The organism is Geovibrio ferrireducens (genome assembly GCF_026226615.1).
Lineage (GTDB): Bacteria > Chrysiogenota > Deferribacteres > Deferribacterales > Geovibrionaceae > Geovibrio > Geovibrio ferrireducens.
In genome coordinates this window covers 42,075-64,618 of record NZ_JAJAPB010000003.1, presented here as the reverse complement: position 1 = coordinate 64,618, position 22,544 = coordinate 42,075, and the positions used below count along the sequence as shown (strand labels likewise).

The 22,544-nt window shown below is 47.8% G+C and carries 22 protein-coding genes; 14 read left to right on the top strand and 8 right to left on the bottom strand.

Annotated elements, in window-relative coordinates:
- Window positions 1-83 precede the first annotated feature (83 nt).
- Entirely contained in the window at window positions 84-764 is a 681-nt protein-coding gene (gene sfsA / locus OSQ85_RS04025) for a DNA/RNA nuclease SfsA (RefSeq protein WP_265821477.1), read from the top strand.
- Here the strand turns inward: sfsA and OSQ85_RS04020 are convergent.
- The 5 genes from OSQ85_RS04020 to leuS all read right to left on the bottom strand — a co-directional run bounded on the left by OSQ85_RS04020 (window position 761) and on the right by leuS (window position 5,406).
- Window positions 761-1,150, bottom strand: coding sequence for a type II toxin-antitoxin system death-on-curing family toxin (locus tag OSQ85_RS04020; protein ID WP_265821475.1), 390 nt, complete (start codon window positions 1,148-1,150; stop codon window positions 761-763). The genes sfsA and OSQ85_RS04020 overlap by 4 nt on opposite strands.
- Before the next feature lie 15 nt (window positions 1,151-1,165).
- On the bottom strand, window positions 1,166-1,393 hold the full coding sequence (locus OSQ85_RS04015; protein ID WP_265821473.1) for an AbrB/MazE/SpoVT family DNA-binding domain-containing protein: 228 nt from the start codon (window positions 1,391-1,393) through the stop codon (window positions 1,166-1,168).
- Between the two features lie 85 nt (window positions 1,394-1,478).
- On the bottom strand, window positions 1,479-2,366 hold the full coding sequence (gene holA, locus OSQ85_RS04010) for a DNA polymerase III subunit delta (protein ID WP_265821472.1): 888 nt from the start codon (window positions 2,364-2,366) through the stop codon (window positions 1,479-1,481).
- Window positions 2,350-2,847, bottom strand: a complete 498-nt coding sequence (locus tag OSQ85_RS04005; RefSeq protein WP_265821471.1) for a hypothetical protein — start codon at window positions 2,845-2,847, stop codon at window positions 2,350-2,352. Before OSQ85_RS04005 ends, holA begins: the two co-directional genes overlap by 17 nt.
- On the bottom strand, window positions 2,848-5,406 hold the full coding sequence (gene leuS, locus OSQ85_RS04000; protein ID WP_265821469.1) for a leucine--tRNA ligase: 2,559 nt from the start codon (window positions 5,404-5,406) through the stop codon (window positions 2,848-2,850). It abuts the gene before it with no gap.
- A 232-nt stretch (window positions 5,407-5,638) separates the two neighbouring features.
- Here leuS and OSQ85_RS03995 point away from each other — a divergent pair, with 232 nt between their 5' ends.
- The 13 genes from OSQ85_RS03995 (at window position 5,639) to OSQ85_RS03935 (ending at window position 17,931) form a co-directional block, all read left to right on the top strand.
- Window positions 5,639-7,084: a GAF and HD-GYP domain-containing protein gene (locus tag OSQ85_RS03995; protein ID WP_265821467.1), complete on the top strand. Its 1,446-nt coding sequence runs from the start codon at window positions 5,639-5,641 to the stop codon at window positions 7,082-7,084.
- A 41-nt stretch (window positions 7,085-7,125) separates the two neighbouring features.
- Window positions 7,126-7,479 carry a response regulator gene (locus OSQ85_RS03990; protein WP_128466418.1) on the top strand — a complete coding sequence of 118 codons (354 nt, stop codon included), beginning with the start codon at window positions 7,126-7,128 and terminating at the stop codon, window positions 7,477-7,479.
- A complete protein-coding gene (locus tag OSQ85_RS03985) occupies window positions 7,472-8,236 on the top strand; it encodes a biotin--[acetyl-CoA-carboxylase] ligase (protein WP_265821465.1) in 765 nt (254 codons plus the stop codon). The genes OSQ85_RS03990 and OSQ85_RS03985 overlap by 8 nt, the downstream gene beginning before the upstream one ends.
- The gene (locus tag OSQ85_RS03980) at window positions 8,220-8,990 is read left to right on the top strand and encodes a type III pantothenate kinase (protein ID WP_265821464.1); all 771 of its coding nucleotides are present in this window, start codon (window positions 8,220-8,222) and stop codon (window positions 8,988-8,990) included. Before OSQ85_RS03985 ends, OSQ85_RS03980 begins: the two co-directional genes overlap by 17 nt.
- Window positions 8,974-9,741: a tetratricopeptide repeat protein gene (locus OSQ85_RS03975; RefSeq protein ID WP_265821462.1), complete on the top strand. Its 768-nt coding sequence runs from the start codon at window positions 8,974-8,976 to the stop codon at window positions 9,739-9,741. Before OSQ85_RS03980 ends, OSQ85_RS03975 begins: the two co-directional genes overlap by 17 nt.
- Window positions 9,734-10,645 (top strand): helix-turn-helix domain-containing protein, encoded by a 912-nt coding sequence (locus OSQ85_RS03970; RefSeq protein WP_265821460.1) that lies wholly within the window; start codon window positions 9,734-9,736, stop codon window positions 10,643-10,645. Before OSQ85_RS03975 ends, OSQ85_RS03970 begins: the two co-directional genes overlap by 8 nt.
- A gap of 59 nt (window positions 10,646-10,704) precedes the next feature.
- Complete coding sequence (locus OSQ85_RS03965) at window positions 10,705-11,523, top strand: hypothetical protein (protein WP_265821458.1); 819 nt, start codon at window positions 10,705-10,707, stop codon at window positions 11,521-11,523.
- A gap of 1 nt (window position 11,524) precedes the next feature.
- On the top strand, window positions 11,525-12,709 hold the full coding sequence (locus tag OSQ85_RS03960) for a cysteine desulfurase family protein (protein WP_265821456.1): 1,185 nt from the start codon (window positions 11,525-11,527) through the stop codon (window positions 12,707-12,709).
- A 9-nt stretch (window positions 12,710-12,718) separates the two neighbouring features.
- Window positions 12,719-13,165 (top strand): Fe-S cluster assembly scaffold protein NifU, encoded by a 447-nt coding sequence (gene nifU, locus OSQ85_RS03955; RefSeq protein WP_265821454.1) that lies wholly within the window; start codon window positions 12,719-12,721, stop codon window positions 13,163-13,165.
- Between the two features lie 5 nt (window positions 13,166-13,170).
- Window positions 13,171-13,392: a NifU family protein gene (locus OSQ85_RS03950; protein ID WP_128467788.1), complete on the top strand. Its 222-nt coding sequence runs from the start codon at window positions 13,171-13,173 to the stop codon at window positions 13,390-13,392.
- Window positions 13,393-13,547: 155 nt separating this feature from the next.
- Window positions 13,548-15,458, top strand: coding sequence for an AMP-dependent synthetase/ligase (locus OSQ85_RS03945; RefSeq protein ID WP_265821451.1), 1,911 nt, complete (start codon window positions 13,548-13,550; stop codon window positions 15,456-15,458).
- 18 nt (window positions 15,459-15,476) lie between these two features.
- Complete coding sequence (locus OSQ85_RS03940; protein WP_265821450.1) at window positions 15,477-15,935, top strand: universal stress protein; 459 nt, start codon at window positions 15,477-15,479, stop codon at window positions 15,933-15,935.
- Between the two features lie 127 nt (window positions 15,936-16,062).
- Window positions 16,063-17,931, top strand: a complete 1,869-nt coding sequence (locus OSQ85_RS03935; RefSeq protein WP_265821449.1) for a 5'-nucleotidase C-terminal domain-containing protein — start codon at window positions 16,063-16,065, stop codon at window positions 17,929-17,931.
- 41 nt (window positions 17,932-17,972) lie between these two features.
- On the opposite strand, the gene OSQ85_RS03930 is transcribed toward OSQ85_RS03935, so the two are convergent.
- From OSQ85_RS03930 to OSQ85_RS03920, 3 genes are all read right to left on the bottom strand, one after another.
- Window positions 17,973-19,253 carry a pyridoxal phosphate-dependent aminotransferase gene (locus tag OSQ85_RS03930; protein WP_265821448.1) on the bottom strand — a complete coding sequence of 427 codons (1,281 nt, stop codon included), beginning with the start codon at window positions 19,251-19,253 and terminating at the stop codon, window positions 17,973-17,975.
- Between the two features lie 50 nt (window positions 19,254-19,303).
- Window positions 19,304-21,343, bottom strand: coding sequence for a TRAP transporter permease (locus OSQ85_RS03925; protein WP_265821446.1), 2,040 nt, complete (start codon window positions 21,341-21,343; stop codon window positions 19,304-19,306).
- A gap of 64 nt (window positions 21,344-21,407) precedes the next feature.
- A complete protein-coding gene (locus tag OSQ85_RS03920; RefSeq protein WP_265821445.1) occupies window positions 21,408-22,403 on the bottom strand; it encodes a TAXI family TRAP transporter solute-binding subunit in 996 nt (331 codons plus the stop codon).
- Window positions 22,404-22,544 lie beyond the last annotated feature (141 nt).

The window sequence follows — 22,544 nt, the reverse complement described above, 5'->3', positions numbered from 1 at the left end:
TCCATGGAGTATGAACTGTAAAGTGAAAAAATTACACTTCACTCAAAAACACTGTCAGGATAAAGGAAAAAAATTCAATTTTTATGTTTGTATTCCCTCCGCTTTTCAAAGCAGAATTTGTAAAAAGATATAAAAGGTTTTTTACGGATGTCGTTAAGGACGGTATTTTAACCACGGTTCATAATCCTAACACGGGCTCCATGAAAAACCTTCTGACACCGGGAAACACTGTGCTGTGTTCTGTTTCGGATAACCCTGCCCGTAAGCTGCCATGCACTCTGGAGGCAATGTGCGTAAACGGGGAGTGGCTTGTGGTTAACACTATGGTTGTGAACCGTATAGCCGAGAGCGCCATAAATGACGGTGAGATAGAGGAACTTGGCCGTGTGAGCCTTTGCCGCAGGGAGTACCCGTATGATGAGGCGAGGCTCGATTTCTATGTGGAGTCAGACAGGGGCAGGTTTCTTATCGAGGTGAAAAACTGTACTCTGTACGATGACGAAACAGTGATGTTTCCCGATGCGGTGACAACGAGAGGCAAAAAGCATCTGGAAGTCCTGCAAAGGGCGGTGAAAGAAGGTTATAATGCGTGTATGCTTTACATGTGTCAGGTGAAGCGGAACTCCTTCCGCCCTGCACATGAGATAGACCCCGCATACGCCGCCGAGTTTGAGCGGGCAAAAGCCGCCGGAGTAAAAATTCTGGTTTATTACACTGATTTTGATCCTGAGAAGGGGACGGTCAGTCTGAGGAAGATGGTTTAAGCCTGCTGAACTCTGCTCTGCTTACGGATAAAGACAGCGGCTTCTGCTTTACTGAGCTTTCCTGAGGCAACAGCAATGACCATTTCAGCAACGTCATCTTCCGGTGCGTCAAGTTCGTAACCGTTGAGCAGAAGGAAAACCAAAGCGGCTGCTATCCCCACACGCTTGTTCCCATCGTTAAACGGGTGGTTTTTGGCAATATGAAACAGGTATGCGGCAGCCATTTCAAAAATATCAGTATGAAGATATTCACCGGCGTAAGAAGCGGGCGGCATGCCAAGAGCTGATTTCAGCAGTTCAATATCCCTTACTCCGAGCATTCCGCCGTAGCGGGCTATTTGATCTTTATGGATTTCAAGCACTTCTGCCAGACTAAGAAATCTCATCGGAATTATTTGCTCTTATTCGCTTAGTTTTTTGAGTGCTTTCGGATAGCGCTCATTAACTTTTTCGAGAGCATTTTTGAATGCGTCAGTTTTGTCTTTATCTTTAACAGGTGAAAGTATAAGTATCTGTCCGTCTGTGGTTATTTCAAAAGCTGTTTCTGAGTTTGCTCCAAGCAGTTCTAAAATAGGCTTTTCAATAACTAGTGCCAGACTGTTCCCGTGCTTTGTCAGGTTTTTTATCATGCCAAGCTCCGAAGGTTATACAGTGTTATAACAAAGATATTACCAGATACTGCATGTGTCAAGGAATGTTACAGAAGGAATATGCTTACATACATCCAATCAGCGTATACATCGCATCGGTGTCTCTTATCTGCCCGGTTTTGATTTTCCAGTCCAGTTCGGCGAAGCGGGCTGCGAGGGAGGCAAGCTCACCGGGCTTCCATTTGGAAGCATCGGATTTGATTTTATTGAGGATGAACATCCGCTCCTGAAGAGCGGAAGGAACTTTTTTCTGTAAATATATCTGTTTCATTCTGCGGGCAAGGAGGACAAATATTATCGTTACCGCCTCATCCCCTTTGAGCAGGTTGTCCAGTATGCGTATGCAGCCTTTGCGGTCTCTTCCGGCAAAGCTGTCTATGAAGGCGAATATGTTTTCCTGCTTTTCTGCCGTGATGAGTTTGAGTATATCGTCTGATGATGCGGGTTTTTTGTGGGCATAATAAAGTGAGAGCTTATCCGCCTCGCTCCTTACCTGTTTTATGTCTCCGGCGAAAATATCGTATATTTCGTCCGCGCAGCCGTAGTCGCAAGGGAGAGAGTGCTTCTCAAACGCCGCCTTTACCTCCATCACGCTGTCGCGGCGGGTTTTCTTCTTCTCTATTATTGTTCTGAATCCCTGAAATGCACCGAGTTTTTTTTCAGCATCAGCATCTGCGGTGAGGACAATGACCGCCTCCGGGCATCTGTGCGCCTGATTCATGAAGGCTTCAAGCTCTTTGATTTTGTCTGCGTTATGTACAACGGCGAGCTTTATGGGATTGAAAAGGGAAGGGGAGGACACAAAGCTGAAAAAGTCGGAAAGGTTCATTTCATCTCCGAACCAGACGGTGTCCTCCGGGTCGTCCAGAGATGCGCGCACTTTTTCCGTTTCCTCGTCAATAAACCCGGCAGAACCGAGTATTATCAGCTTGGAATCATGGTCTGAAGTCATGGTAAAAATCCGTTAAAGCCTGTCTGATAACATAGCTGACAGCATCTGTTCTGTTGCGCTTGTTTTTGCCCAGATCGCTTGTCAGGTCGTAAACCGTTCTCCCCTTGAAAGGTTTGTTGAAGATCTCTTTTCCTGTTCTGTCGTGTATAATAACTTCCAGTTCGCAGGCAACGGAAGAGGTTCCGGTCTGCCCGGTTTTGGTTACGATTCTGGACTCAAAGTTAAGCTGTTTCAGCCTGAGATCCGCTATGTATCTGCTTTTGCCGTTGTCGCCGAGTGCTCCTCTGCTGCTGAAAAAGTTGACGGCTACATTCTCAATCTCCCTCTCAAGATCAGGCTCAGAAGACATATTATAGACACTGGCTATTGAGAGGGTGTAGTTAGCCCGCTCGTCCAGACCCGCCATTTTATACCCGCAGCCGCTCACTGTCAAAAGAATGAGGATGAGGGCGGAGAGTCCGCCCCTGAAGCCTTTCAGCATTTATTTCACCACTATATTTATCAGTTTATTGGGGACGAAGATTTTTTTAACGATCTCCTTCCCGTCGGTGTATCCCTTCACCTTGTCATCATCAAAGGCGGCTGTGAATGCATCATCCTGCGCGCAGTCACGGGGGAGCGAAAGCTGTGAACGCACCTTGCCGTTTATCTGTACAACAACGGTGACTTCATCTGTCTTGGTGTATTCCTCAACATATGAAGGCCAGTCACTTCTGGAAAGGATTTCCTTCATTTTTGCCTCTTCCCACAGTTCCTCTGTTATATGAGGGGTGAAGGGGTTAAGAAGTTTTAAAAGAGATGAAAGAGCATCTTTGAAAACCTGCTTCTCTCCGTCCGCCTTGAGTCTGGTTTCCGCTTTATAGAGGAAGTTCACGAACTCCATGAGCGCTGCAACGGCAGTGTTGAGGTGGTATTTGTCTATATCCAGCGTAACTTTTTTAATTGTTGAGTGGGTATGATACAGCATCTCTTTTATGAATGCCTCATCCCCGCCTGTGCCGAAATCCTGCTGCATGAGCTCAAGGTTGTTTTTCACAAGCCTCCACACCCTGCCGAGGAAACGGAAGGAACCTTCCACACCCTGATCGCTCCATTCAAGCTCATTTTCAGGGGGAGCGGCGAAGATGATGAACAGCCTTGCCGTATCTGCACCGTACTGCTCTATCAGCTTGTTGGGGTCTACCACGTTCTTTTTGGATTTGCTCATTTTTTCAACGCGGCCTATGATTGCCGGTTTTCCGCATTTGCTGCATTTTCCGTCTTCCGCCTCTTCGGGGAAGAGCCAGCCGTGCTCCTCGCACTTATAGGTTTCCTTGCAGACCATACCCTGAGTGAGGAGCCTGTTGAAGGGTTCATCAAAGTTAATATAGCCGAGATCGCGCAGAACCTTGGTAAAGAATCTGGAGTAAAGCAGGTGGAGGATGGCGTGCTCTATACCGCCTATGTACTGATCAACGGGCATCCAGTAGTTCGCTTCGGTTTTATCAAACGGAGCGGTTTCGCATTTGGGTGAGCAGTAGCGGAGGAAATACCATGAGGATTCCACAAATGTGTCCATTGTGTCTGTTTCCCTTTCCGCCGCGCCGCCGCATTTCGGGCATGCTGTGTTGAGGAAGGCGGCTGATTTTCTCAGCGGACTGCCTCCTTTGCCTGAAAGCTCAACATCTTCCGGCAGCCTCACCGGAAGCTGATCTTCCGGCACGGGTACTGTTCCGCATTTGGGGCAGTTTATGAAGGGAATGGGCGCGCCCCAGTATCTCTGGCGGGAGATCTGCCAGTCACGCAGACGGAAATTGACTGTGCTTTTGGCTATTCCTCTTGCCGCAAGGTGCTCAACCACGGCTGTTTTTGCCTGTTCGTTGGGCATCTCTTCAAATTTGTCAGCACCGACAAGCTTTCCGGGGCCTGTGTATGCCTCTGTCATCTGCGCCGGATCAAGTGTCTGATCATCGGGCATTATCGTGACTACTATATCCAGATCATATTTTTTTGCGAATTCAAAGTCTCTCTGGTCGTGGGCGGGTACGGCCATTACTGCGCCTGTTCCGTAGTCCATGAGTACAAAGTTGGCAATGTAAACAGGCATTCTGCGGCCGTTCAGGGGGTTGAGAACATATTTTCCGGTGAAGAAGCCTTTCTTCTCCTTATCATCCGCCATGCGGTTGATTTTGTCCTCTTTAAGTATGTCCTCCACGAATGCGTGTCCGCCCTGTTCCTGCGCTGTTCCGGCAAGAAGCCTTTTCACAACAGGATGCTCCGGCGCAACGGACATGAAGGTAGCACCGAAGAGAGTATCCGCCCTTGTGGTGAATACGGTGATTTTTTCATCTGTATTTTCGATGGTGAAGTCAATCTCAGCGCCGTAGGACTTGCCTATCCAGTTCTGCTGCATGGTGAGAACCTTTTTAGGCCAGCCGTCCATGTTTTCGGTGCAGGCAAGGAGCTCTTCGGCGTAGTCGGTGATTTTAAAATACCAGCCGTCCAGTTCTTTTATGCTTACCTCGCCGTCACAGCGCCAGCATTTGCCGTCCTCTACCTGCTCGTTAGCAAGAACAGTCTGGCAGGATTCGCACCAGTTGAGGTGTGATGTCCTTTTATAAACAAGCCCCTTCTCGTACATTTTGATTACCATAAGCTGTTCCCACTTATAGTATTCGGGATCGCATGTGGCAATTTCCCTGTCCCAGTCGTAGGAGAGTCCGAGTTTTTTAAGCTGGGTTTTCATGTATTCTATGTTGCTTTTTGTCCATATGGCGGGGTGTGATTTGTTTTCGATCGCGGCGTTTTCAGCGGGCATGCCGAAGGCATCCCAGCCCATAGGGTGGATTACGTTGAGTCCTTTCATGAATTTGAAGCGGGATATGACATCGCCAATGGCGTAGTTGCGCACATGCCCCATGTGGATTTTTCCCGAAGGGTAAGGAAACATTTCAAGACAGTAAAACTTTTCTCTGGACGTATCTGCTTCAACTTTAAAAAGCTTGTCATCCTCCCATTTTTTCTGCCATTTATGCTCAATCTCTGCGGGATTATACTTCATTTTCCACTCCTATCGCCCTATAAAAAAAGACGGGACGGCAGCCCCGCCTGATCCGCAGAAAGTTAACACATATACGCCTCTGTCCGCAAGGATAAAAAGCGCTGTACATCTGTTCTTATCACTATTAAATCTGGCGGAATTTAAGATTTTTTATTATAACTTCTGTTTTGAATGCCGCTGATTATTGCTATAATTGCTAAGGCATATAATGATTCTTTTTACGGAGTCTGAATTGAAGATTACGGGCGAAAGTTTTCTTGAACTGGCATATACACTTGTGAGGATACGTGACCTTGATGTACTTCTGGAAACGATTCTCAAAAGGATAAGGGGAATGCTGGGAGCGGATGCGGGCAGCATCTTTATTTATGATGATGAAAAAGACGAACTGATTTTTAAATATACTCAGAACGATTCTGTTCAGCTTCCTTTTAAGGAGTTCTCCATCCCCGCGGATGAGACAAGCATAGCGGGTTATGTGGCCAAAACCGGCAGCACCCTCCGTCTTAAGGATGTTTATCATATGGATGATGAATACCCCTTCGGGTTTAATGTCAGCTTTGATAAAATGTCCGGCTACAGGACAAAGTCTGTCCTTGCTTTTCCCATAACTGACCTTAATGACCAGCTTACGGGTGTTTTGCAGATAATAAACAAGAAGCGCTATGAAGTTCCCCTCACCATAGAAAATGTCAACAGGATCGTTCTCCCTTTTAATGACAATGATGAAATGGTCGCTGAATCACTCACAGGGGTTATCAGCCTCGCCCTTGAAAACGGCGTGCTGTACGATAATCTGGAGAAAATGAACGAAAGTTTTATTACCGAGCTTTCAAAAGCAATGGAAAACAGGGAACCTTTCCGCATGGGGCATGTCAACAGGATTACAGCCATATGCGAAACTCTGGCAGCGGAGATGCACCGGGATCTGGATGATTTTCCTGATTTCTTCATGAACAGAATGAAGGAGAAGATTCTCCGGTATTCCTGCCGCCTGCATGACATAGGCAAGCTGTTTGTGCCGGAGAAAATACTTTCCAAGCAGGAGAAGCTTTACCCCGGTATGACCGGAAATATAGAAAACAGGTTCAGGCTTGCTAAGGCCTGCGCAAGGCTCAACGGGAGACCGGAGGAGCTTGTCTGCGAGCTTGACAGACTTCTCGGTGTGATAAAAAGTGCGAACATCTCCGATATTGATGATAAAATAGCGGAGGATCTGGATAAATGCGCGGGATACATGTTTGAGGATTCAGACGGGGAAGAGATAAAGCTGCTTACGGAAGAGGAGCACGGGCTTCTCAGCATACGTGAGGGGATATACACCGATGACGAGCTTAAGCGTCTGCGGTTCCACGCTTTGGGCAGCTATGAGTTTCTCCGGAACATTCCATGGACATCGGAGCTTCGGGATGTTCCGGTAATCGCCGCCAGTCACCATGAAAAATGTGACGGCAGCGGCTACCCTTTCGGAACCACAGGTGGGGATCTGCACATTTTTTCCAAAATAATGGCAGTTGCCGAAGGCTATGACCATTATACGGCGGACCCGCGCCCCTTCGGCTTTTCAATGATGCCGGACGAGGCTGCTCAGGCGCTCAGGAAAGATGCGGAGAACGGCACGCTGGATAAAAAGATAGTTAACTTTTTTATAAACAAGGAAATATACAAAAGATTCTGAACTCTCTCCGTTATTCTGCGGAGAGACAGCAGGAGGAACACTTGAAAACCGTATTGGTAATTGATGACGATGAGAGCCTGAGGCTCCTTCTGAGAGACGAATTCACTGACAGAAACTTCAATGTTGTCACAGCGGGTGACGGCGAGGAGGGGCTTGTCAGCTTTAATGAGGAGAATGTGGATCTTGTAATACTCGATCTCAACCTCCCCAAGATAAACGGAAGAGAGGTGCTGGAGCACCTTAAGGCGCAGTCGCCCGATATTCCTGTGATTATTTACACAGCCAACCCGGACATGATTTTTGACACGGCGGATCTTGCCCATGTGGAAGTTATACTTAAATCCACTGATGTTGAAGAGCTTATGGAGTGTTCGCAGAAGCTTGCGTATGTTTGACGAAAGACTTTACCGCGGGTTTCTCACTGCAGAGAGCTTCGGCAGAAACATACTTGTTTTTAACGAGACAGATTCGACAACGGCGCGCCTTCTGGAGACCGAAACTCCCTATTACTCCGTTGCAGTTGCAGAAAGCCAGACAGCGGGCAGAGGACGCAGCGGCAGAAAGTGGGTTTCTGAAAGCGGCGTGAATCTCTATTTCTCCGTGAATCTTCCCCCTATGCGGATTGAGCAGCTGCTTCCGTTTAATATTGCCATAGGTTTTGCCGTGTGCGATGTTCTGCGGGGCACGGCGGATGTCCGTCTGAAATGGCCTAATGACCTCATGGCAGGGGGAAAAAAGCTGGGAGGAATCCTGTTTGAGACATCCCTCAGCGGCTCTGTCACGGAAAAGGTTATCCTCGGCATAGGCATCAATGTAAATATGACGGATTTTCCTGATGAAATAAGAGGGGTAGCCACATCCCTGAAAGAAGAGACAGGCATTAACTATTGCAGGGAAGAACTGCTGGCCGAACTGATGAACAGGTTCGAAAGCTTTTCGGCGGCGTTTCTTAACGGCGGCATAAATATAGTGCGTGAATGGGAAAAGTATTCGGCTTCCCTTGACAAAAAGATAGCTGTGCACAAGAATGGGGTCAAAGCCGTTTTTACGGAAAGAGGCATAACCCCTTCCGGCTTTCTCATTGCAGAGGATGAAAGGGGAGTTATAACCGAAATAGTTACCGGTGACGTTGGATATGATTTTAGCGGTTGATATAGGCAACACAAACATAGTCTTGGGAATATTCGAAGGGGAGAGTATAAGGTGCAGTTTCCGCCTTCATACGGACACCCAGCGCACCACAGACGAATACGCATCCACAATAATGCTCCTCCTGAAAAACAGAGGAATAGAGGTCAAAGACATCAGAGGGGTGATAATATCCAGCGTTGTCCCTCAGCTTATTTATTCCTTCACAAAGTTTTCCATGAAATACATGAGCCTTGAACCTATGGTGATCGCTCCCGGCGTTAAAACAGGGATGCCGATACGATATGAAAACCCCAAAGAGGTCGGCGCGGACAGGATAGTAAACTCTGTCGCAGGAAGAGAGAAGTTCGGAGCGCCGCTGATAGTGGTTGATTTCGGCACGGCAACTACCTTTGATGTTGTAAATGCCAAGGGCGAATATGTAGGGGGCGTTATATGTCCCGGTGTTAAGCTTTCTGCCGGAATACTCCACTCAAAAACAGCGAAACTTCCTGAGATTGAAATAGAAAAAGTGGAAAAAGTGGTGGGAAAAAATACTATACATTCGCTCCAGTCGGGGATATATTACGGCTATCTGTCCATGCTGGACGGGCTTCTGGAAAGGATCATGACGGAAGAGTTCGGACGCTGCGACATAACAGTTGTAGCCACCGGCGGCCTCGGCAGTATTTTTTCTAAGGATTCAAAGTATATCGAACACTACGACCCGGATCTCACACTCACAGGACTGAGGCTGATATATGAGAAAAACCTTTAGTCTGGCTGTTGCTCTCTTTATGGCGGGCTGTGCCGCAAAAGGCCCGGAAGTTTCCCCGCCTGACAGGGCGGCACTGGCGGAGTCGCGCTATAAAATGGGCGTGGCGTATCTCAACACCGCTACGGACTACAAGGCTTATCAGGAGCTGAAAAGCGCTCTGGATCTTGCTCCTGAGAATGATAAATACCTATACACCATGGGGCTGTTCTTCATGAAGAAGGAGCGCTATCAGGAAGCTGAACCATATTTGAAAAAAGCGCTTGATAAAAAGCCCGGTGATTCGGAATACATGAATGCATATGCGGCGGTTCTGGCAGGAACAGGCAGGCTTAACGAAGCGGTCGAATACTGGGACAGAGTCATCGCAGATCCGGGTTATCCGTATCAGATTATGGCGCTTTACAACGCAGCGGGCGCTCTCTATGACGCAGGCAGATACAGCCGTGTTCCTTCTTATCTGGACAGGGCTCTGAACATAAACAGAAGATATGCGGATGCATACAGGCTTCTTTTTAACACGTACATAAAGCTCGGCGACAAAGCGAAAGCCGAGAAAGTAATGCTGCAGACGGCGGAGATGATTCCTGATGACCCGGACAACCATCTCACCGCAGCGGAATTTTATTTTGACCGCAGGGAATATTCCAAAGCCGTTCCCTTCCTTGAGCATCTGCTTGAGGCATTTCCCGACACGCGGCAGGCAAAAAGAGCGGGAGATTTAATGAAAAGATTGGGGTTGATGAATGAGTAAACTCGGTGAACTTCTTAAAAGCGAAAGAATAAAAAAGCAGATAGATTTTGACACGATTACTGAAAAAACCAGAATAAGCGAGGAGATACTTCTCCGGCTTGAAGCAGGGGAGTTCAGCAGGCTTCCCAGCTATGTCCACGCAAGAAATTTCGTGAAGACCTACTCAAATTTCCTCAAGCTTGAACCCGAAGAGGTTGATGCATTATTCGATGAGGAATGTACCAAGGAATCCTTCTACAGGGAGATACACTACGTTTCCTCCCCCGTAACCCATGAACCTATCGACAGAAAAAGCCCCGCAGGTTTTGTTGCGGCGCTGATCATCGTTATTGTGCTTGTTATTGCCGGTGTATATTTCTTCATGTCCATGAAGAACAACAACGCAATGGTGAAAAAGGAAACCAAAATCAGCATAACAGAAAGCGCTCCGGAGCAGAATGATTCGGAGCCGCAGAATGTAATACCTCAGGCGGAACCCATGGATAACACCACTGTTATTTCCCCTGATGTTGTGGAAAGCCCCGATGCTCCGGCGAGAACTGCGGATAATGCAACATCTGCGGTACAGCCTGCCCCTGCTCCCCAGACTGCGCAGCCTCTTCCTGCAACCATGCCCGCACCTTCACCCGGAATGAAGGCCGTAGTGCTTACTTTCAGTGACGTGTGCTGGGTGAACATAGAGATAGACAACGGAACAGTTTATGATTTTATTGCCGAAAAAGGCATCGAGAGAACTGTGGAGTTCAAGGAACATTTCATTCTTAACCTCGGTAACGCGGCAGTGGCGGAAGTGCATGACAAAACCACACGCTACAGAGGATTCGGCGAGTACAGAAAGCCGGTTAAGAACCTTAGATTCTCCTATGATGCATCAGGCAAGCTTATTTATCAGAGGCAGAATTAATCCTTGCAATTTAGTATCCGCAAACTTATTCTAAAAGAGACATTTATGGTGCGAATAATATGAAAGGCATTAAAGCCGCAGTTTACGCTAACGATTCCCTTCTGCTCGGCGAGGTTCTGAGCAGGATAGAAGAGGAACTCCCGCTTCTTGAAGTTAACATTTACTCCTCTGAGGACTTCCTGCCCGCTATTGCTGCGGAAAAGCCCGCCTGCGAGGCCAGAAACATCAAAGACCTCGGTGATGAGGAGATAGCGGTTATACTGGGTGATCCGGGAATACATGCGGATGCCATAAGGAAGCTGGATGCCTCCATTGTTGACTGTACCGGAATTTTCAGCGGTTATGACGATCTTTATGAGGTAGCAGAACCCATAGAGTACATTGCCCGCCGCTTTAAGGGCGATAAATCAAAAGTGAGGGGCAGCCTGCTTATGCCTGCGGCTCTCTTCGGCAGAAACGCCATTGATGATTTGATAAGCCAGACGAGAAACCTTTTCTCATTCGGGCGTGACAAGTCAAAGGTGTTTGAGGAGAGGGTGGCCTTCAATGTTCTGCTGGGCAGTGATGACAGTTCAAACATAATGAACTGTTACAAAAAAAGGCTTGAAGAAACCACAGGGATGACCTTAAATTTCAGAATCATTCCGGTCTCCACCGTTTTCCTTGCGGATTTTTTCCTTGGGGATAATGTTGTTTTCTCAGAAGAAGGCGGCATGTTTTACGAGTTCAGCGCCTCAAGTCTGGAAGAGGCCATGGAGAACGAAGGAATAGGTGTTATAAAGCATCCGTCCGGCGGCATGATAAGCTTTGCGGGCGATTATATAAAGGTTCTGACAGGGCAGGTTACAGCGCATCTGAAGGAACTGACAGGAGAATAGAATGGCTTTTTTAGACAATGTTGCGGGAACAAAGCCCGACAGCAGAGTGGTTGATAAAATGCTCCCATTTCTTACGGAGCATTACGGCAACCCCAGCGCGCATTTCTACCCTCTCGGCAGGGAATCGTTCGAGGCGGTGCAGGAGGCGAGAAAGCAGGTTGCTGCGCTTATAGGGGCGGAGGAAGAGGAAATAATTTTCACCTCATGCGGCACAGAGTCCAACAACCTTGCGGTGAAGGGTGTGCTCAAGCGTCAGGACGGAAAAAAGAAACACGTTATCATAAGCGAAATAGAGCATTTCTCTGTGCAGAACCCGCTTATATCCTTCATGAACGATGGTTATGAGATAACCAAGCTGAAAGTGGCGGACAACGGTCTTATAAATTTAGAAGACCTCAAAAAGGCTATCCGCCCCGATACGGCGCTTGTCTCTGTTATGCTCGGCAATCCGGAGATTGGCACTGTTCAGTTCAATGAGGAAATAGGCAGGATTTGTAAAGAGAAGGGCGTTATATACCATATAGATGCCGTTGCCGGTGCAGGACATATGGAAATCGACGTTAACAGGCTTAACTGCGATCTTCTTTCCCTTGCCTCGCAGAATTTTTACGGGCCCAGAGGGGCTGCTGCTCTTTACATAAGAAAAGGAACAAAAGTCGCCTCGCTCATGCAGGGCGGGCATCAGGAGTTCGGCTACAGAAGCGGCTCAGAAAACGTTGCCGCCATAGTGGGCATGGGCGAAGCCGCGCGCATAGCCAAAGAGGAAATGCACATATACTCCGCTGAAATGAAAAGGCTTTCAAAACGGCTCTGGGACGGGCTTGCGAATATGTTTGACTTTTTGCATTTTACGGGGCATCCTGAACGCCGGCTTCCGGGACATGTAAGTTTCTGGATAGAGTTCATCGAGGGTGAGTCGCTGCTTATGTGGCTTGCACTTAAAGGAATATATGCGGCGAGTGGTTCTGCCTGCTCGTCAAACATCCTTGCCGAAGACGAGGAAGACCTTCAGGCCTCTCCCGTTCTCACGGCGGTGGGAGTACCCAGCGATATTTGCGCCGGATCAATTACTTTCTCTCTTTCCCGTTATACAACTGACGAGGAAGTGGACAAAGTGCTTGAGGAACTGCCCGGTATCGTTAAAAGACTTTGTGAAATGTCTCCCGCTTACAACAGAGGAAACTAGGAGGTTACAATGGCAAAAGGACCATACAGCGAAAAAGTGATGGATCACTTTATGAATCCCCGCAACATGGGTGAAATAGAGGGCGCAAACGCTGTCGGAGAAGTGGGAAACCCCGCCTGCGGCGACGTTATGAAAATTTTCCTCGACATAGATGACGCAGGAATAGTTAAAGACGTTAAATTCAAGACATTCGGCTGCGGAGCGGCTATCGCCTCCAGCTCAATGGCTACGGAACTTATAAAAGGCAAAAAAGTTGAGGAGATACTCGCCCTGACAAATCAGGCTATTGTAGATGCTCTCGGCGGTCTTCCCCCCGCAAAAATCCACTGCTCTGTAATGGCGGAGGAAGCTATAGAGGAAGCACTGAAAGACTTCTACATCAGAAAAGGCGATGATCCCGCAAAAGTGCAGAAAATGAAAGAAGAGATAAAAAGCGCTGCAACCGGAGGAAATTAATGAGCTTGAAAGAAAGAGTTGAAGCAGTTCTTGAGCAGGTAAGACCCGCGCTTCAGGCGGACGGAGGCGATATAGAGCTTCTGGGCGTTACTGAGGACGGTATAGTAAAAGTACAGCTTACCGGCGCATGCGGAAGCTGCCCTTTCAGCACAATGACGCTGAAACACGCAGTTGAAGGCAGACTGAAAGATCAGATACCCGAAGTTAAAGAAGTACAGTCATTCTAAAAACATATCATATGGTGCGGGGATTCTTCTCCGCACCAGTTAAATATTCCTCTTTTCAGATATTATCATTGCGTCCTTTCGTATAAAATAATGCTTTTTTCCATGCCATAATTGTTTTATAATCTTATCTTTAATAACCGGTCGGGATAGTGGTGATGAACAAAAAAAACAAGAGCCCTGAAACCCTTTTTCACTCATTTCTTCAGTCAGTAGACAGACATAAAAGCAACACAGCATTCATATACAGATCAGCGGAGCAGGAACACAAAGTCAGCTACGAAAAGCTTTTTGAGGATGTTCTGATCCTTTCCCGTGCTTTTGCGGATAAAAAGATTGTGAAGGACACCCGTGTCCTCCTCCTTTCTGACAACCGTTACGCATGGATAGTGACTGACCTTGCTCTCACTTCTCTGGGTGCGATCAGCGTTCCGCGAGGAAGCGAATGCCCTGAGCAGGAGCTTGCCTTCATTATGGAGCATTCCGGCTGCGAGTTCATTGTCTTTGAGACTGAAAAGCTTTATGACGACCACAAGGCCTTTATAAATACTCTGGACAGGGTAAAAGGCATATTCATAATGGAGGGGGAACACAGGCATAAAATTTTCTCCCGTGTTTATACCTATAACGAACTTCTTACGGACAGAACCATATCGGATGAGGACATAGCCCGTTTCAGAGCCAGAAAGCATAAGCTTTTCAAGGAAGATGTCTTCACACTTATCTATACATCAGGAACAACAGGCGTGCCCAAAGGGGTTATGCTCACGCACGACAATATAATGTTCAATCTTGAGGTTATTCCATGGCTTATCGCGCTCAGGCCGGATGATACATGGCTTTCCATCCTTCCTACTTGGCATATTTTTGAGCGCGCCGCGGAATATGCGGCACTTATGAGCGGCTGCTGTACCATCTATTCATCAATCAAAACCTTTTCCGCAGACCTTGAGCATTACAGACCGACGATTGTGGCAACTGTGCCCCGCTTGTGGGAGTCTATGTACACCAAGGTTAATGCCGCTCTTGAAAAGCAGGGAAAAGCAAAACACAGAATTTTCAGCGCACTTGTGGCAGTCTCCTCTGCATACAGAAGAAACAAACGCCGCCTGAAAGGGCAGCTTCCTGTTTTTGAAAAAGAACCCGTAATGAAGAAATTAATTAATGATATGAAAGCATTTGCCGCCTGTTGCGCTCTTTACCCCCTGAACAGGCTTGCTGTGAAAAAGCTGAAAGCAGTTCAGGCTAAATTCGGCGGAAGAATGCGGCTTGCGATCAGCGGCGGCGGCAGTCTGCCTCAGTATCTGGATGAATGGATAGATGCTCTCGGCATAAGGATAATCAACGCATACGGAATGACGGAATGCGCTCCGGCCATAGCGGGCAGGGCGCTGAACTGTGAGATCTTCGGAACCCTCGGTCCTGCCGTTGGCAGCACCAGAATCAGAATAGCCGATGAGGAAAACAGGCCTCTCCCCGCCGGAGTTGAGGGCGAAATTCAGGTGAAAGGCCGTCAGGTTATGCCCGGTTATTATGACAATGACGAGGAGAATGAAAAAACCTTCACCGCTGACGGCTACCTCAAAACCGGGGATCTCGGCAAGCTGACGCTTACCGGAGAGCTTGTCATAACAGGGCGTATAAAGGAGATTATTGTTCTTGCCAACGGCGAAAACATTGACCCCAGCCGTATTGAATCCACCATAACCAAGCTTCCCTTCGTTAAGGACGCTGTCCTTGTAGGGCAGGACAGAAAAGGGCTCGGCGCTCTGATTGTTCCTGATCTTGATAAGCTTAAGGAAGCCTTTCTGCCCAAGATTGAGAACATGGTGCATGATGTAGAGGACATGCTTAAGGACAGCAGGGTTATTGAACAGGCAAAACGCGAGATCAATAAGCTTCTCAATGCCAAAAAAGGGTTTAAACCTCATGAAAAAGTGCATAACATCCACTTCATGGAGAATGACTTTGAGCCCGGCAAAGACCTTACCAACACGCTGAAAAAGAAGAGACACGCCATAGAAAAAAGGTATCAGGGCATTATACAGAAACTTTTCGGAAAAGATTAACACCGGGAGGAGTTTATTATGGAATATAAAAAAATACTGGTTATGACGGATTTTTCAAAGGATTCTATGGTGGCGGTGGAAACTGCTGCAAGCCTTGCTTATAAGTTCGGTGCGGAGCTCAGTGTTCTTCACGTAGCCCATGACGAGGCGCACTTTGATCTTTATGTGTTTGAAAAGGAGCTGGACTCCATAAACAGGAAAATAATAGAAGAGGCGGAAGCCTCATTCTGCCGCCTTGAAGAGGAGGTTCCCCTCCTTAAGGATGTAACATGGGAATCGCTTATAAGAAGAGGCGCTCCTTATGAGGAAGGGCTCCACGAAATTGAAAGCAGGGATTACGACCTGCTTGTTCTCGGCTCTCACGGAAAGAGAGGTGTTAAACGCTTTCTTTACGGAACCACTGCGGAAAAGATGATACGCAACTGCCCCGTCAGCGTCCATGTCACAAGGTACGAATGCACAGGGCTGAAAAAATAAATAAGGCGGGGCTCAGACCCCGCTTCTATTGTCCGTGTTCCGGAACTTTTTTTTAACTTTCAGATAACAATTATCAGTAATATTATGTGTAACCTCTTCTCAGCAATGATTACGGAGGTTGCACAGCATGTTCACGATGAACAGAAAGAAAATACTTTTGACCGTTCTTGCGGTATTATGCGCGGTTGTTATTACAGCTTGCGGAAGCGGCAGCAGCAAAAAGCAGGAGGAGCATTCACCTGTTTCTGTCAGACTGATCCACACTAACGATCACCACTCCTATCTTGACAGCGGAGCCTATGATCTCAAACTCGATAATATCACCACGAGAGTTCAGCTAGGGGGCTTTGCGCGTCTTGCCACTGTGATTAAGGCAAAGAGAAACGCAAACAGCATAGTTGTCAACAGCGGCGAGCTTGCCGGAACGCTTTATTTCTCCCTTTTTCACGGCGAAGTTGATTTCAAAGTGTTCAACGAACTCGGACTGGACGGCTACACCCTCGGAAACCATGAGTTTGATGACGGCGATGAACGTTTGGCGGAGCTTATTGAGATGACAGATTTTCCTATTCTCTCATCAAATATGCACCCCGAAGCGGCAAGCCCGCTCTACAGAGTTAAAGACCGTATAAAACCATACGTAATCAAAGAGATCGGCGGGGAAAAAATCGGTATTATCGGTATACTGAAAGTCGAAAAAACCAAGAATTCCTCTATGGCATCAGACAACATCACTTTTGATGATGAGATTGAATCTGCTAAGGCGAACGTAGCGGAGCTTCAGTCTAAGGGAGTGAACAAGATCATCCTTGTGAGCCATGTCGGGTATTACAATGATATTCTCTTCGCTAAAAACGTTCCCGGAATCGATATAATAGTAGGCGGCGATACACATGACCTTCTTGGTGATGCTGATGACCTTGCTGAAATAGGTCTTGCCCCTTCATTCGGCAGCCAGACAGGCCCTTTTGACGGTTATACTCACGACGGGTTCGAGAATGAAGATCTTGGCGCTTACCCTACAACGGTTATAGGTGCTGATGGCAAACCTGTTCATATAGTCACCGCATGGTGTTATGCTTACGGTGTCGGTGTTCTGGATATAGACTTCAATAAGGATGGTGTTGTGACCAAGGTCAACGGAAATATCATTCTTCCGGTTGGTGACGTATTCCAGAGGGCAAACGGCTCAGGCACTTTTGAGCAGGTTACTGCTGAGGTTAAAACCCAGATACTTGCAGCTATTGAGAGATCGCCCATACTCACTGTCGCGGCTGTTGATCAGACAATAGATGATATTATAGAACCCTACCGCGCTCAGAAGGATGCTTCCCTCAACGAGGTCATCGGCACGGTAACTGTGACTATGGATAACACCAGGATTCCCACTGCATTTACCGCGTCCCAGACTCCTACCGGCAGTTACGCCGCATGGGTTGTGGCTGAGGCGTTTAAAAATACCAACCATAAGATAGACGTTGCCATCCAGAACGCGGGGGGCGTAAGAACACCTCTCATGGCCGGTCAGATTACCGCAGGGGATGCCATAGCTGTTCTTCCCTTTTCAAACACAGTGGTTATGCTTGATATGAAAGGCTCCGATATTGTTCAGGTACTTAATGAAGCCGCGTGGTATTCCATCCACTCAGGCTCATCAGGTGCTTTTCCCTACTCTTCCGGACTCCGCTATGACGTTAACCTCAGCGGGGATAACGTGAGCATTATAACGAATGTTGAAGTGCAGGACAGAGACACCGGAGTGTGGTCAAATATTTCTGCAAATACTGTTTATACTGTTGCCACAAACTCATTCACTGCTCTGGGCAAGGATAACTACCTTTCCTTTGCAAGAGTGAGGGAGGAGGACCCCACTATTTTTGAGGACACAAGCATTCTCTACAGCGTGCCTCTGGTGGATTATCTGAAAAGCCTTCCGGCGCAGACTCTTCCTCCGCTGGATGTTTCGCTTTACTGTCTGAAATCGGTTACCAACTGATAAAACAAAAAAGCCGGACACAGTAATGTCCGGCTTTTTTTCTATTTCCTGAACCATGCACCCATGGCATCTATTGCTTCAACAGTGTTTTTGCATTTTTCCCTTAAAAAATCATCTCCCAGCACTGCATCCCTGCCCAACTGCTCTGACTTTTCTATGGCTGCCCCGCCGTCAAAATCCACATAGGAGAGGCGGAGGGTAAGCTCATCCTCAGGGCGTCCGAAGCAGCCTCCGGCAAGTGTCGCCACGCCTGTTTCCTCAAGCAGTTTTTCGCACATGGCAGAAGAGTCATGTACCCCCTGCGCAGAAAGCTTCTCCTTGAGCGGTGAGAAATCCGGGAACAGATAGAATCCGCCGTCAGGGCGCACAAGCTTTGCCCCTGCGCTGATGAGTGTATCAGCACAATATGTTCCCAGAGCTTTGAGCACCTTTCTTGAATGAAAAAGATAGTTTTCTATCCGGCTGTCCGGCGTAAATGCTTTTACTGCGGCATACTGCACAGGGGCGCTTACGGATGTGAAGGTCTCACTGGCTGCAACAGCCATTGCATCAACAATTTTTCTCAGCCCTGCGGGAACAGCAAAGGTTCCGAGCCTCCACCCTCCTGCGCCGCACCATTTGCTCAGTCCGCCGGAAACTATTGTTCCCTCAGGGTAAAACTTTGCTATTGATACATGGCTGCCGTCATGGTTTACCTCTCCGTATATCTCATCAGAGAGTATAAGCACATTGTGCCTCCGGGCTGTTTTCGCCAGAGCTTCAAGCTCTGCCGGGCTGTATGAGTAACCTGTGGGATTATTAGGGTAATTAAGCAGCAGAAGCCTTGCGCGGCCGGGTTCTTTGGCGCATTCTGCCCCAAGGGTGTCCGGCGTGAGCAGCCACTTATTGTCCCTCTCAGTGTTCAGCCAGCAGACTTTTCTGCCTGTGAGTGCCGCCTGCGGGGCATATGAAACCCAGCTTGGCGAAGGGAGAAGCAGGTCGGCTTCGTAAACAAGCTGGAGGATAAACATAAGCTCCTTTGAGCCGGGGCCGATTATTATGTCATCTTCTGTGAAGCTGAGCCCCTGAGCTTTGCTGTAATAGGCGGCCACAGCCTCCCTTAACTCTTTCAGCCCGCGGACAGGGAGGTAATCCTTCTGGTGTGCGTTATCCTTAAGCGCCTGAACAACAGGAGAAGCAACAGGGAAGGGCGACTGGCCGAGCCCCAGCTTATAGACCTTTTTGCCCGCTTTTATCATGGCATTGCTGCGTTCGTTTATGCCCAGCGTTGCAGAGACGGGCATGTTTTTAACCGTGCAGCTTATCGGAAGATGCTCTTTCATATTTCACCTGAAAAAAGTAAGGCGGGGTTTTTCCCCCGCCCGTATTTGCTTTATGCAGTCTGTCTTCTTGCTCTGAATTTTTGTTCCAGAGCTATGAGCCCCATAACTCCGAGGCCTATGAGATAAACAAAATACCTGCTGCTTTCCGGTATATTCAGGTATTCATTTATTGAGCCCGGATGGAAAAGAACAAGGCACGCAAACAGGAAGAAGGGTATTTCATACCACTTATTCTTGGTTATATACCATCCCTGCACTGCACTTGCAAAGGCAAATGCTCCGAAGCATGCCATCACAAATATCAGTATACCCTGAGTCCAGCTGAATACATTATGCAGGATCAGGTCAGTGTTGAATACAAAGAAGAACGGAATAATTGCCGTACGCATGTCGTATGCGAACCCCTGAAGCCCTGTGGGAATAGGTTCAGAGTCAGCAATCGCAGCAGCGGCGTAAGATGCGAGCCCCACGGGTGGAGTATCATCCGCCAATATGCCGAAGTAAAAGCAGAAGAGGTGTGCCGCCATAAGCGGAACAAAGAACCCGTAAAGCCCCCCGACCTCAACAATTATAGGTGCGGTAAGTGATGCCATGACTATGTATGTCGCTGTAGTGGGAAGCCCCATGCCGAGAAGAAGGCTGGCAACAGCGGTTATGAAAAGAAGCAGGAATATGCTGCCTCCTGAAAGCTGCTCAACAATCATGGTGATCATGCCGCCGATCCCCATGTTAACCACACCGACTATGATTCCCGCAGATGCTGTGGCGAGTGCGACAGCCACCATGTTCCGGCTTCCGGCTATAAATCCCTGACACATTGTCATGACGGCTTCAAAAAAGCCTTTGCCTAGCCCCACAGCCTTATCCTTGAGCCCGTTTCTTATCCCGCGAACAAATATTATTGCGATAAGAACCAGAATAGCGTTGAAGGCTGCTTTTTCAGGAGAGTGACGGAGAACCACAAGCTCATAAACAAGCATAACAATGGGAAGCAGGTAATGAAGTCCGCCTTTGAGGGTGGCGAAAAAACGGGGTGTTTCCTCTCTCGGAAGCCCCTTCATGCCGAGTTTGCTCGCCTCAAGGTGAACTACGTAGAAAAGCGCCGTGTATGAAACAAAAGCGGGAATAGCCGCTGCCTTTACAACTTCTAGGTAGGGCACATTCACATATTCAGCAATTATGAATGCCGCCGCACCCATGATCGGGGGCATTATCTGACCGTCCGTGCTGGCCGCAACTTCCACAGCTGCCGCTTTTTTGGCAGGGTAACCCACTTTTTTCATAAGCGGAATGGTGAAGGTTCCTGTGGTAACTACGTTTGCGATGCTTGAGCCTGAAACAAGCCCGGTGAGACCGCTGGCGACTATTGCCGCCTTTGCCGGCCCGCCCTTGAATCTGCCGAGGAGGGAGAGGGCAAGGTCGATGAAAAACTTACCTGCTCCGGCTTTGTCAAGCATGGCTCCGAGAAGAACGAACAGATAAACTATCGAAGCGGAAACACCGAGAGGGATTCCGTATATGCCTTCTGTTGAAAGTGAAATCTGGTTAAGGTATTTGTTCAGTGAAACACCCTTGAACGCCAGTACATCGGGCATGTACGGCCCAAGGAAGGCATAGGCGGTGAACACAAGCGCTATTATGGTAAGTGCCGGGCCGATGGAGCGTCTTGTCGCTTCCAGAAGGAGGACAAGTATGGTAAGACCCGCAACTATGTCTATGGTAATAGGTGCACCCTGACGTGTAGCCAGCCCTTCCCACGCGATCATTATATAAAGCGCGGCGACTGCTCCTACTGCTGCCAGAATGTAATCCAGAATACTTATCTTGTTTAATGAAACTACTTTTTTCAGCCATCCCGAAGGTTTTTTTATGATTGGGATGTTAAGGAAAAGAAGAACAATCGCAAATGCGAGGTGTATAGCTCTTGTTTTTGTGCTGTCGAGAATAAGCCAGCTTGCAAGCGAAAGCTGGAACAGAGCCCATGCGACCGCGATAACGCCGATGAGGATGCGCTCAAATTTACGCAGGTGTCTTATCTCACCCACTTCTTCACGCAGAATTTCTTCTGCCGATTTTACTTTTCTGCTCATAGAAACCCCTTGAATAAAAAGGGAACCCGCCCTTGTGAGCGGATTCCCTTTAAAAATTTTTTGGTTACTGGATAAGAGACTTGTCTATGAACTTATCAAGCCCTGCCTCTTTGTAGTATTTAAGTGCTCCGGGGTGTATCGGGGCGGAGAGACCCTGAAGAAGATCCTGTTTTTCAAGGTTCTCGAATGCAGGGTGGATTTTTTTGAACTCTGCGAAGTTTTCAAAAACTTCTTTTGTAATAGCATAAACCACACTGGCATCAACATCTGAGGAGGTTACGAGGGTGGCTTTCACGCCAACGCTCTCAACATCTGCTTTGTTGACGGCTGTGGGGTAATCCTTGATGGCTATTTTGGCTTTAGCGTAGTAGGGGTATTTTGCGATAAGCTTATCAACGGGAGCGCCGCTTATGGGAACTATGGCAACTTTGATTCTGCCTGATGTGGCTTCCTTGATGTTTCCGTTGGGGTGTCCCACTGTGTAGAAGAAAGCGTCAAGCCTTTCATCCTGAAGCAGACCGGGAGCTTCAACAGCTTTGATATACTCTGCCTTGAGGTCGCTTTCTTTAAGTCCGAAAGCATCAAAAAGGTCTTTGGTGTTCTGAAGCTGGCCGGAACCGGGGTTGCCCACGTTTACTCTTTTGCCTTTAAGGGTCATTATGTCTTTAATGCCGCTGGCTTCGGAAGCGATAAGCGTGATTGTTTCAGGGTGAACGGAGAAAACGGATCTCAGTTTTTTCTGAGGACCTTTATCTTTCCACTCATCCTGACCGTAGTAAGCTTTATATTGAATGTCTGACTGTGCTATGCCGAACTCAAGATCACCTGCGAGAACAGCGTTTACGTTGTAAACTGACCCGCCGGTTGATTCAACAGTGGCTTTGATGCCGTATTCTTTTGATTTTGTGTTTACCATACGGCTGATTGCTCCGCCTGTAGGATAGTAAACCCCTGTAACGCCGCCTGTACCGATTGTAACGAAAGTGGTTTTGGCGAAAGAAACGGGAACTGCTGCTGCGACCATGAAAAGAGCCGCAATAAGAACTGTAAGTTTCTTCATGCTTTCCTCCTTTATTTGTCCCTGAACCGCATTACAGTGTTCATATGCGCTGTAATCCGGCTCCGGGAATAACATACTGATGTGTCATAGCGAAAGAGGTAAGACCACTTCCGAGCTATGCCTTGAATTCTGATTTAATGC

Coding starts and splice junctions, on each gene's coding strand:
- sfsA (WP_265821477.1), top strand. CDS start 84: ATGTTTGTATTCCCTCCGCTTTTCAAAGCAGAATTTGTAAAAAGATAT.
- OSQ85_RS04020 (WP_265821475.1), bottom strand. CDS start 1,150: ATGAGATTTCTTAGTCTGGCAGAAGTGCTTGAAATCCATAAAGATCAA.
- OSQ85_RS04015 (WP_265821473.1), bottom strand. CDS start 1,393: ATGATAAAAAACCTGACAAAGCACGGGAACAGTCTGGCACTAGTTATT.
- holA (WP_265821472.1), bottom strand. CDS start 2,366: ATGACTTCAGACCATGATTCCAAGCTGATAATACTCGGTTCTGCCGGG.
- OSQ85_RS04005 (WP_265821471.1), bottom strand. CDS start 2,847: ATGCTGAAAGGCTTCAGGGGCGGACTCTCCGCCCTCATCCTCATTCTT.
- leuS (WP_265821469.1), bottom strand. CDS start 5,406: ATGAAGTATAATCCCGCAGAGATTGAGCATAAATGGCAGAAAAAATGG.
- OSQ85_RS03985 (WP_265821465.1), top strand. CDS start 7,472: ATGTTTGACGAAAGACTTTACCGCGGGTTTCTCACTGCAGAGAGCTTC.
- OSQ85_RS03980 (WP_265821464.1), top strand. CDS start 8,220: ATGATTTTAGCGGTTGATATAGGCAACACAAACATAGTCTTGGGAATA.
- OSQ85_RS03975 (WP_265821462.1), top strand. CDS start 8,974: ATGAGAAAAACCTTTAGTCTGGCTGTTGCTCTCTTTATGGCGGGCTGT.
- OSQ85_RS03970 (WP_265821460.1), top strand. CDS start 9,734: ATGAGTAAACTCGGTGAACTTCTTAAAAGCGAAAGAATAAAAAAGCAG.
- OSQ85_RS03965 (WP_265821458.1), top strand. CDS start 10,705: ATGAAAGGCATTAAAGCCGCAGTTTACGCTAACGATTCCCTTCTGCTC.
- OSQ85_RS03960 (WP_265821456.1), top strand. CDS start 11,525: ATGGCTTTTTTAGACAATGTTGCGGGAACAAAGCCCGACAGCAGAGTG.
- nifU (WP_265821454.1), top strand. CDS start 12,719: ATGGCAAAAGGACCATACAGCGAAAAAGTGATGGATCACTTTATGAAT.
- OSQ85_RS03945 (WP_265821451.1), top strand. CDS start 13,548: ATGAACAAAAAAAACAAGAGCCCTGAAACCCTTTTTCACTCATTTCTT.
- OSQ85_RS03940 (WP_265821450.1), top strand. CDS start 15,477: ATGGAATATAAAAAAATACTGGTTATGACGGATTTTTCAAAGGATTCT.
- OSQ85_RS03935 (WP_265821449.1), top strand. CDS start 16,063: ATGTTCACGATGAACAGAAAGAAAATACTTTTGACCGTTCTTGCGGTA.
- OSQ85_RS03930 (WP_265821448.1), bottom strand. CDS start 19,253: ATGAAAGAGCATCTTCCGATAAGCTGCACGGTTAAAAACATGCCCGTC.
- OSQ85_RS03925 (WP_265821446.1), bottom strand. CDS start 21,343: ATGAGCAGAAAAGTAAAATCGGCAGAAGAAATTCTGCGTGAAGAAGTG.
- OSQ85_RS03920 (WP_265821445.1), bottom strand. CDS start 22,403: ATGAAGAAACTTACAGTTCTTATTGCGGCTCTTTTCATGGTCGCAGCA.